We start from the raw sequence: 10,217 nt of genomic DNA on the forward strand, positions 1-10,217 counted from the left end.
CTCCCCCCCGACGAGGCCGACCAGGACGGCGACGGCACCTCCGCCTGCGCCGGAGACTGCGACGACTCCAACCCCGACGTCTACCCGGGCGCCCCCCAGCTCTGCGACGGCGTCAACAACGACTGCAACGATCCCGCCTGGCCCGACCTCCCCCCCGACGAGGCCGACCAGGACGGCGACGGCACCTCCGCCTGCGCCGGAGACTGCGACGACTCCCGCGCTTCGTGCTCAGCCGACTGCTCGACCGACGCCGACACCGATGGCATCCCCGACTGCGCGGACACCTGCATCGACCGCGACGGTGACGGCTACGGAGACCCGGGCGGCGACGGCGACTCCTGCGCCGGCCGGGACTGCGACGACGGCGACGACGGCGTCCACCCCGGGGCCGGTGAGGGCCCTCCGGGCGACCCGACCTGCAGCGACGGGGCGGACAACGACTGTGACGGGGCAGCCGACGACCTCGACAGCGGATGTCTCGCGGCGACCTGCCCCGACGCCGACGGCGACGGGTTCGTCGCGTGCGACGGCGTGTGCGATCCCGCCGGCGCACCGTGCGACTGCAACGACGGGTCGGCGAGCTGCGGAGAGGACTGCAGCGACACCGACCGGGACGGGCTCGACAACTGCTTCGACGACGATGACGACGACGATGGAGTTCCGGACGCCGAGGACTGCGCCCCGCTCGTCAACAGCGTGAGCGAGAGGCCCGGTGACGTGGGCTACACCGTCGGTGTCGGCTTTCGTTCGATCTTCACGATCGTCTTCTGGCAGGCGGCGCCGCAGGCCAACGTCTACAACGTCTACCGCGGGCGGTGCACCGGCAACGGAGGGATCGAGGATCTCCGGTGCATGGAATCCGAATCGCCGGACCTCGAATCCGTGGAGTTGCTGACACCCGGACCGGGGGAGTCGTTCTGCTACCTGGTGACCCCGGTGAACCGGTGCGGCGAAGGCACCTTCGCGAACGGACAGTCGCCGCCGCAACCGTGCCCGCCCTACGGCAACGACTCCGATGCCGACGGCATCCTCGACATCGACGACGACTGCCCGCTCCAGCCCAATCCCCTCCAGGAAGACCGCGACCGGGACGGCGTGGGCGATGCCTGCGACAACTGCCCCGACACGCCGAACGCGAACCAGGCCGACAGCAACGGCGACGGTGCCGGGGATGCCTGCGAGTAGGGCCAGGCTCGGTCCGCCCTGTGCCGGAACGGGACAGAAGAGCACGGTTTCGTCATCCGGCTGACCGCCGGCCAGGCGAAGGCGGTTCACAGGCGTCCGGCATGCACCGGCGCGCCTGGCGCGCTTCTTGCGATCCCATAGCGCTCGATTCGAGAGGGAATCCGTAGGGAAGGAGGGTGCGCATGCCGCGAAAGCTGACGGTGCAGGAGCTGGAGCCGAGGGTCGCGCCCAGCGCCGCCGCGGGAATCGGGTTGGCGACTTTCGTGCGAAGCCTGTTCTCGAACGTCGAGACGCAGTTTCCGGACCTCGCGCAGCAGCTGCGGGGTTTCGTCCACGACACGGGCGACACGCTGGTGGTCGAGCAGGCCAGGGACGCCGCGGGAATCGCCAACTCCTTCCCGCTGAACCCCGGTCTGGCCTTCAAACCCGGCGGCGACCGCCTCGTTCTGAACGACCTGTCGCGGGTGATGCCGCTTCGGCCCTTCCCGCTGTAGCCTCGGACTGCCTCCTAGCCGTTGCGGGCGCCCCCGGAAGCTCCGGGGGCGCCCGTCTTTCCGGGGGCGGAACGGGGCCGGCGCCGCCGGTTCAACGGCCGCCGAAGTCGAACGAGGCCAGTTTCTCCCGGATGCGGTCGCGTACCCTCCTGAACGCCGCACGCACCTCGTCCGGCCCGCCCCCGACCGCAGCCGGATCCTCGAGCGGCCAGTGGAGCCGGCGGACATCGCCCGGGAAGATCGGGCACACCTCCTCCGCGCAGAGCGTGACGACCGTTCCGATGCGCTCTTTCGGAATCTCGTCGATCGACTTCGAGCGGTGGCCCGAGATATCGATCCCGATTTCCCGCATCACCTCCACCGCGACGGGGTGGACCGTCGCCGGAGCGGAGCCGGCGCTGTAGATCTCCACCCCGGGCGGGGCCATGGCCCGCGCGAGCCCTTCGGCCATCTGGCTCCGCGCCGAGTTGGCGACGCAGAGAAACAGGATCCCGCGGGGCGCGTTTTCCGCGTTGCTCTCCATCCTCACCTCGCGAGCGTGGCTCCGGCGGCGCAGCACGGCGGCCACGTGTCCCTTCGCGCGGCGGATCGCCTCCTCCGGCGCATCGCCCACCGCGAGCCCCGCGGCGATCGCGGCGCTGAAGCGGCAGCCCGTTCCGTGCAGGTCGGCCGCTCGCAGCCGCGGGCCGCGCAGGGTGTGCACCTGGTCTTCCCGGCAAACGACATCGACGATCTCGGCGGTCTCGAGATGCCCGCCGGTCACGACGGCCACCAGCGCGCCCATCCGGCACAGCGCCTTCGCGGCGCGCGCCGCACCGGTCGGATCGCGCACGGCGACGCCCGTGAGCCGCTCCGCCTCGACCGTATTGGGAGTGACCACCGTGGCTCGGGGGATCAGCCCGCGCACGAGAGGCTCGATCGCGTCATCTTCCAGCAGTGCGCCTCCGGCGCCCGCTGCGAGCACCGGATCGACGACGAGCGGGATCGAAGGCCGCCGCCGGACGATGGCGGCGACCTCCCTGACGATCGCCGCCGTCGCCAGCATCCCCGTCTTCCAGGCCCGCACCCCGCCGCCGGCGAGAGCGGCTTCGATCTGGGCGGCGACCAGCTCGGGCGGAAGCGGGTGGACGGCGATCAGCTCCCTGCGGGTCTGGACCGTCACGGCGGTGACCGCGCAGGAACCCTCGACGCCGAACTCCGCGAACGTGGCGAGATCGGCCTGCAGTCCGGCCCCTCCGGTCGGGTCGGAGCCGGCGATCGTCAGCGCTCCGGGCATCGCGGCGAGGATAGCGCTAACCGTGTCCCGGCGCGCGCCGCGAAACTCACGCGCGCTGCTTGAGCAGGTCCCGGATCTCCGTCAGGAGTTCCTGCTCCTTCGTGGGCTTGGGCGGCGCGGGGGGCGGCGCAGCTTCTTTCTTCTTGAGTCGATTCATCTGCTTGACGATCAGGAAGATCGCGAAGGCGATGATGATGAAGTCGATGACGGTGTTGATGAAGACGCCGATGCGGATGACCGGAGCGCCGGCCTCCGTCGCCTCAGCCAGCGTCTCATAGCCCTTCCCGGACAGATCGATGAAGAAGGAGCTGAAATCGACCTTTCCCATCAGCAGCCCGATCGGAGGCATCAGGACGTCCTTGACGAACGAGCTGACGATCTTGCCGAAGGCGCCGCCGATGACGATGCCGACCGCCATGTCGACGACGTTGCCCTTCATGGCGAAATCGCGGAACTCCTTCAGCATGCCCATGTCTCCCTCCTTCTCGGCGCCCTCGCGCCCTCCGGCAGCAACCGGAAACCCCCTCATACCAGCGGCGGGATCGCCGCGTCAATGCCTCACGGGCCGGGGTCTGCTATCATCGGGCCCGGTCAGGCGGGAAGGAACCGGCGATCACGACGAAGGCCGTCCGGCGCGCGCGGTGCGCGGCAGGCCGCCGTGAGACAGGTCCCAGGCGCCGGCCGAGAGGAGGATGCCATGCCGTACAAGCTGGAAGAGATCGAAGGGATCGGGCCCACTTACGCGAAGAAACTGTCGGTGGCCGACATCACCGACACCGACAGCCTGCTCAACCTCTGCGGGACCCGGGAGGGCCGCAAGCAGGTCGCGGCGAAGACGGGCATCAGCGAGCAGCAGCTCCTGAAGTGGTCCAACATGGCGGATCTGATGCGGATCTCGGGTATCGGCCCGCAGTACGCCGAGCTGCTCGAGGCGGCCGGTGTCGACACGGTCAAGGAGCTGCGGAACCGGAATCCCGAGAACCTCGCCGCGCAGCTGCGGGAGGTGAACGAGAAGAAGAAACTCGCGAGGGCCGTTCCGGCGCCGAGCGTGGTGGCGGAGTGGGTTTCGCTGGCGAAGACCACCGATCCGAAGATCTCGTACTGACCGAATCCCCCATTTCCCTCCGCCCGCCCGCCGCCGCGGCGGGGCGGGCGAGGTGTGCCAAGGAGAGCCGAGATGTCCGTAGCGAAGGTTATCGAGGTGGCGGCGTCGTCCCCGAAGAGCTTCCAGGATGCGATCGACAGCGGCGTCGAGCGGGCGGCGAAGACCGTCAACAATCTCCAGGGAGGTTGGATCAAGGAGATGAAGGTCGACATCGAGAACGGGAAGGTCACGGCCTACCGGGTCAACATGAAGCTCACGTTCGTTCTCGAGGACTGATCTTCGCGGAGGGCGGGCGGCGGGCGCACGGCGCCCGCACCGCGCGCGGCGCTCAGGCCGGGATCCAGCAGAAAGCGACCCTCTCGATCGCGATATCGGACTTCCTGGGCCGAACGGCGATGCGCTCCACCGGCAGGCGCTCGGGATCGAAACGCTCCCGCAGCGCGGCAGCCCGCTCCTCGAACTCAGCCTCCAGCCGCTCCAGCTCCTCCCGGACCAGCGCGACCGCCTCTTCCGCGCGGGAGACGTCGGTCCGTTCCCGGATCATGCGGCCGGCCGATCGGACAGCGGTGCCCGCGCGCCCGACGGTCCCAACGGAGGCGGCTTTCCGGCCGAACAGGGCTCCGAGAACGGTCGCCCCCAGCGCGACTGCCGCCTGCAGCCGGTGCTGGCCGAGCTGGCTCTTTTCCCGCTCCACTCGCAGCTCGGCGCGCCGGATGCGCTCCTTCAGCCGGGCGAGTCTGGGGCCGTAACGTCGCCGCAGCTTCCCCATCTCCCGGTCACGGGCCTCCCGCGCGAGCAGCGACAACCGAGCCCGGAATTCCCCTTCCGCCTCTCCGGGCCGCGACAGCGCTCCGAGGGGCCGGCAGCGGAAGATCTGGAGCGCCGACTCCCGGTAGAGGTGGGAGCTCAACGCGCGGCGCCACCGGCCGTAGTTGCGCGGATCGAGAGCGTCGCGAGGGGGCGGCACGAAGCGGGCTCCGACCCCCGGGTCGGAACCGGGGGCGAGATCCCCGGGTGCCGCGGTGCGAGCGCCGTTCCACGGGTCGGGTCCTGGTCGCTCGGGGAGCGACACGGCGACCACGACCTCCCGCCACTCGTCGATCCCCAGCGAGGCCCGAACGAAGTGCAGCCGCGCCTCCGCGTAGAGACCGGGCCGATAGACGCGGTCCGGCTGTCCGGAAGCCGGCAAGAACAGCTCCTCGATCTCGGGCGGAAGCGCGGGACGCTCCGCCGCACTTTCGGGAACCTCTTCCGGCGGCGCGGGCGGCGGCGGCTCGGCCGCCGCAGGGCCCACGAGCGTTCTGATCTGCTCGCGCGTGAGAGGGCCGCGCAGGTAGGACAGGGCCCAGCGGGTGTGGAAGAGGACGGGCTCGTCGTCGTGGACGTTGTGCATGAGGAAGACGCGCGAGTCGAGGCCCGACAGGAGGTGGTCGACCCGCTGGCGGTCGAATCCACCCGAGGCTGCTGCGACTCCCTCCAGGCCGTCGAGTACCCGCCGCTTGTCGCGTTCGGTCTGGAGGCGTCCCAAGAACCAGGTCCCCGCGTTCGCGAGTCCCTTGTAATCGAGATCGGCTGGATTCTGCGTGGCCAGCACCACGCCGATCCCGTAGGCCCTTGCCTGCTTGAGCAGCGTGAGCATGGGCCGCTTCGAAGGAGGCTCGGCGACAGGCGGAAAGTAGCCGAAGACCTCATCCATGTAGAGGACGGCGCGCAGGCTGCTCGTTCCCGGCTGGCTGCGCATCCAGGCGACGACCTCGTTGAGCAGCAGCGTGACGAAGAACATCCGCTCGGCATCCCCGAGGTGCGCGATCGACAGGATCGTCAGCCGCGGCTTCCCCTCGCCTGTGAACAGCAGCCTCCCCACGTCGAGAGGCTCTCCCCGGGTCCAGGCTTCGAATCCGGGAGATGCGAGAAGGTTGTTGAGCGTCATCGCGAGCTCGCGGCGGCGATCCGCCGGATAGAACTCGTCGATGCCGAGGACGCCGACCCGATCGAACGGGGGCGCCTGGATGGCCCGGATCAGATCGGAAAGCGCCAGATCCCGCCGGGACCGCCATGCGCGATCCACGATGTTGGACAGGAGGATGTGCTCGCGGCTCTTGACCGGGTCGTCGGGCAGCCCGAGCAGGGAAAGCAGCCCCGAGACCGCAGCCTGGATCCGCTCCCGCACCGCGTCCCTGTCGGCGAGGAGCGCAGCCGGAGGTGCGGCCAGCGAGCGGAGCACCGACAGCGGAAGCCCCGCCTCGCTCCCGGGTGTGTAGACGGCCATGTCGACGCTGCGCCGGAGCCGCTCGATCCGCTCCCCCGACTGGCCCCACGCTGCCAGTCCATCCCTCCAGGCGGCCGCCACCTGCCGCGCGTAGGCTTCCGGTGTCATGCCCCGGCGCAGCGCCTCCCCCTCGTCGATCCAGGGCCGAAAATCATCCGGAGCGAGCCGGGGAAACGTGAGGAGAAGATTCGGCAGGTCTCCTTTCGGGTCGATCGCGATCGCCGGGATTCCGTCGATCGCCGCCTCCTCCAGGAGCGTCACGCCGAGTCCCGTCTTGCCCGACCCTGTCATGCCGGCGCAGACGGCATGGGTCGTCAGATCCTTGGCATCGTAGAGAAGAAGTTCGTCCGTCGGACGGCGGCTCTCCGGATCGTAGAGCCGTCCGAGGTAGAACGCTCCCAGCTTCTCGAAGTTCTCCACGTCGCGCCCTCCGTCGCAGGCGGATTGTATCCTGGCGTTCTCCGAGCCCGCCCGGCGGCCCATGGCGAGGCCGAACGAGGACCGGAGGCCGACGGAGGAGATGAGATGATCGCCGTTGCTGAACGCTTCGAGATCGCCACGAAGGGCTTCTGCGACATCCACGACATCACCGACCGCGTGCAGTCCGCGGTCGCGCGCCACGGCCTGGGGGAGGGCCTGGCGACCGTCTTCGTGCCCGGATCGACGGCGGGCATCACCACGATCGAGTACGAGTCGGGAGCGCTGGCCGACCTGCGGCGCGCCATCGAGAGGATCGCGCCGCAGGAAATCCACTACGACCACGACGCCCGCTGGGGCGACGGCAACGGCTTCGCCCACGTGCGCGCCGCGCTTCTCGGACCGAGCCTGCCGGTGCCGGTGACCGGCGGGCGACTGGCACTCGGCACCTGGCAGCAGATCGTCCTCGTGGACTTCGACAACCGCCCGCGGCAGCGCCCGGTCGTCGTGCAGCTCCTCGGAGCCGGTGCATCGTGAACGTGTCGCGCTGCGCTCGCGGCCGGACGGCCCGGTGATGCGGCGCGCCGCCGTCCGGTCGGCGACCGCACTGGCGGTGCTCGCCGGCGCCGCGCTCCTGGCCGCCGGTGCGCTGCGGCTGGCGGTCCGCGGGAGCCTGCCGCCGCTGGACGGATCGTTCCCTCTCCCCGGCCTCGAGGGTCCCGCGCGGCTCGAGCGCGACCGGCTCGGCATCGCGATCGTCACGGCGGAAAACCGCCGCGATGCTGCACGCGCGCTCGGGTTCGCGCACGGGCAGGACCGATTCTTTCAGATGGATCTCCTGCGCCGCGCCGCCGCCGGAGAACTCGCGGCGCTGATCGGCAGCGCCGGACTGCCGCACGATCGGGTCGCGCGGGCGCACCGGCTGCGAAGGGTTGCCGAACGGGCCCTGGCTGCGCTTCCTCCCTCGGACCGGCGCCTTATCGAAGCCTACGCCGATGGCGTGAACGCGGGCCTCGCCACCCTGCGCGTGCGGCCGTGGGAATACCTCGCCCTCCGGGTGGCGCCGGAGCCGTGGCGGCCCCAGGACTGCTTCCTCGCCCTCGCGGCGATGTTCCTCGAGCTCGAGGACGAGTGGGGGCGGCGCGACGTCGAGCGTGAAGTGGCAAGGCGCGTCTTCCCCCCGGCGGTCGCGGACTTCCTCCTCCAGACGGACGGGCGCTGGTCGGCGCCGGTGCTCGGCGAGGCGCCCGCCCCGCCGGCGGTCCCCGACGCGTCGACCTTCGATCTGCGCTCCCTCCTTCGTGCTCTGCGGGCCGGCACGGGGCGGGAAAGATCCCGGGACCCGCTCCCCGACCGTTCGCCTCGCGAGGTCCGACCTCCCGACCCGCGCGCCGGCGGGGCACCGGCCACGGCCGAGCCCCTCGCGCCCGCCGGCTCGAACGGATGGCTGGTCTCCGGCCGGCTGACGCAGGACGGCCGGGCCCTGCTCGCCAACGACATGCATCTGGGGATCGCGATCCCGAACACCTGGTACCGCGCCGTCCTGCGCTGGAAGTCCGACGACGGTACCGAGTGGCGGCTCGCCGGCGTCACTCTGCCGGGCACCCCTTTTCTCGTCTCGGGCAGCAACGGGCGCATCGCCTGGGGCTTCACTGCCGCCGAGGGCGACTATGCGGACGTGGTCATCCTCGATCCCGTACCGGAGAAGGACCCGGCGGACCGAGGGGCGGAGCGGCCCGAACGGTGGCTCGGACCGGACGGCCCGCATCCGTTCGATTCGTTCGAGGAGACGATCGCGGTCGCGCACGGCGAGCGCGTGCGCCAGACCTACCGGTCGACCCCGTGGGGCGCAGCCGTGCGGTCGAGGGCGCTCGGGGCGCTGGTCGCCGTGCTGTGGGACGGCGAGATGCCGGACGCCTACGACACGATGCTGGGACGCCTCGAGACCGCCTCGTCGGTCGAGGAGGCGCTCGACATCGGATCCCGGGCCGGGCTGCCGCACTTGAACCTCCTGGTCGCCGACGCCGCGGGCCACATCGGGTGGACGATCACAGGCCGCTTCCCGCGCCGGATCGGCGCGACCGGGCCCTATCCGGTCCACTCGTCGCAGGCGGAGATCGGCTGGGACGGGTGGCTTCCGCCGGGGGAGCGCCCGCGCCTCGTCGATCCGGCCTCCGGCCTGATCTGGTCGGCCAACAACCGGATGGCGCGGGGAGAGCCGTGGGACGGACGGCTCGGACCGGACGGGGCCCATCCGGTGCGGGCGTGGCAGATCCGCGACCGGCTCGAACGACTCGCCGATCCGGACGAGCGCGCGATGCTCGCCATCCAGCTCGACGATCGGGCCGACCTGCTCCTGGATTGGCGCCCCTTCTTCCTCCGCGCCCTGGACGAGCCGTCCTTGTCCGACCCCCGGCACCCGCGCCGGCGCGAGTTCTTCGAGATCGTCCGCGCATGGGACGGCCGCGCAGCGATCGATTCCCCCGGTTTCCGCCTTCTGCGCGGCGCCTTCGACGCCGCATGGTCCGCGGTGCGGGCCGCCTTCAACGAGGTGGTGGCGGAGCGGTTTCCCGCGGCTCGGATCCTCGTCACCGAACCTGCGGCGCGGGCGCTCGTCGCCCGCCGCCCCCTCCACCTCCTCGATCCGGAATACGACGACTGGGACGCCTTCCTCCTGGCGGCCGTCGACCGCGCGATCGCCGAGCTCGACCGGGACCACCCCGGCGAACCGCTCGCGCACCGGACTTGGGGTGAGGTGAACCGCTTCCGCGCCGTGCACCCGATCGCGGCGCGAATTCCGCTGCTGTCCCGCTGGGCGTCGATCGGCCCCGACCCCCTACCGGGCTGGCGCTTCTGCATCCGCGTTCAGTCCCCGACCGCCGGCGCGAGCGATCGCCTCGCGGTGGCGCCCGGAAAGGAGGAAGAGGCCCTGTTCCAGATGCCGTGCGGGCAGAGCGAGCATCCGGACAGCCCCTTCTTCGACACCGACCATCCGGCGTGGCTGCGAGGGACGCCCGCGCCCCTCCTCCCGGGCCCCCCCGAGCACCGGATCGACCTGCGGCCCACGGCGGAATGAGCGACCGGCCACCGGCACCGGCTGCCGGCCCGGTCCGCCGCGACCGGGCGCCCGGCGCAGCCGGCGGCGCCATCCCGCGGATCGTTCACCGTGGGGCCCCGGGCGGGGCATCCCGTTCGCCCACCGATGGAGGTCTCCGAGCGGCGCGCTCCTCCGGGGGCAACAGGCGGGCCTCCTGCTCCCGCCCCCGACCCGGATAGCGTCGCGCGCCGCCGGGGGGTGCACCCCGCGGTCGACGGCGGCGCGCTCCGCCCCAACCGCGGCCGGCCGTCCCCGACCGCCGGCGGATCAGCGTCGCCCGCCCGAGGATGGAACCGCGGTCAGGATGTACCGGACGTGCGGTTCCAGGTCGAAGCGGACCGGGGTCCGGCCAGCCGGATCGCCGTCGAGTTCGA

9 protein-coding genes are annotated in these 10,217 nt (G+C 71.4%); 6 read left to right on the forward strand and 3 right to left on the reverse strand.

Going from position 1 to position 10,217, the window contains the following annotated elements; translation table 11 throughout:
- Both D6718_10585 and D6718_10590 read left to right on the forward strand, forming a co-directional pair.
- The coding region (locus D6718_10585) for a hypothetical protein (protein ID RMG44149.1) at window positions 1–1,185 on the forward strand (1,185 nt) is incomplete at its 5' end.
- Window positions 1,186–1,367: 182 nt separating this feature from the next.
- Entirely contained in the window at window positions 1,368–1,679 is a 312-nt protein-coding gene (locus tag D6718_10590) for a hypothetical protein (protein RMG44150.1), read from the forward strand.
- Window positions 1,680–1,770: 91 nt separating this feature from the next.
- Here the strand turns inward: D6718_10590 and thiD are convergent, their stop codons facing one another.
- The gene (gene thiD, locus D6718_10595; protein ID RMG44151.1) at window positions 1,771–2,955 is read right to left on the reverse strand and encodes a bifunctional hydroxymethylpyrimidine kinase/phosphomethylpyrimidine kinase; all 1,185 of its coding nucleotides are present in this window, start codon (window positions 2,953–2,955) and stop codon (window positions 1,771–1,773) included.
- Window positions 2,956–3,001: 46 nt separating this feature from the next.
- Window positions 3,002–3,421, reverse strand: a complete 420-nt coding sequence (gene mscL, locus D6718_10600) for a large-conductance mechanosensitive channel protein MscL (GenBank protein ID RMG44157.1) — start codon at window positions 3,419–3,421, stop codon at window positions 3,002–3,004.
- 231 nt (window positions 3,422–3,652) lie between these two features.
- Between mscL and D6718_10605 the strand changes: the two genes are divergently transcribed.
- Together D6718_10605 and D6718_10610 are read left to right on the forward strand one after the other, a co-directional pair.
- Window positions 3,653–4,060 (forward strand): DUF4332 domain-containing protein, encoded by a 408-nt coding sequence (locus tag D6718_10605; protein ID RMG44152.1) that lies wholly within the window; start codon window positions 3,653–3,655, stop codon window positions 4,058–4,060.
- A 72-nt stretch (window positions 4,061–4,132) separates the two neighbouring features.
- Window positions 4,133–4,336 carry a dodecin domain-containing protein gene (locus D6718_10610; protein RMG44153.1) on the forward strand — a complete coding sequence of 68 codons (204 nt, stop codon included), beginning with the start codon at window positions 4,133–4,135 and terminating at the stop codon, window positions 4,334–4,336.
- A 52-nt stretch (window positions 4,337–4,388) separates the two neighbouring features.
- Here D6718_10610 and D6718_10615 read toward each other — a convergent pair whose 3' ends face one another.
- On the reverse strand, window positions 4,389–6,749 hold the full coding sequence (locus tag D6718_10615; protein RMG44154.1) for an ATP-binding protein: 2,361 nt from the start codon (window positions 6,747–6,749) through the stop codon (window positions 4,389–4,391).
- 105 nt (window positions 6,750–6,854) lie between these two features.
- Here D6718_10615 and D6718_10620 point away from each other — a divergent pair, with 105 nt between their 5' ends.
- Window positions 6,855–7,283 (forward strand): YjbQ family protein, encoded by a 429-nt coding sequence (locus tag D6718_10620; GenBank protein ID RMG44155.1) that lies wholly within the window; start codon window positions 6,855–6,857, stop codon window positions 7,281–7,283.
- Between the two features lie 37 nt (window positions 7,284–7,320).
- Complete coding sequence (locus tag D6718_10625) at window positions 7,321–9,822, forward strand: penicillin acylase family protein (protein ID RMG44156.1); 2,502 nt, start codon at window positions 7,321–7,323, stop codon at window positions 9,820–9,822.
- The last annotated feature ends 395 nt before the right edge of the window (window positions 9,823–10,217 follow it).

Source organism: Acidobacteriota bacterium, from assembly GCA_003696075.1.
Classification (GTDB): Bacteria; Acidobacteriota; Polarisedimenticolia; order J045; family J045; genus J045.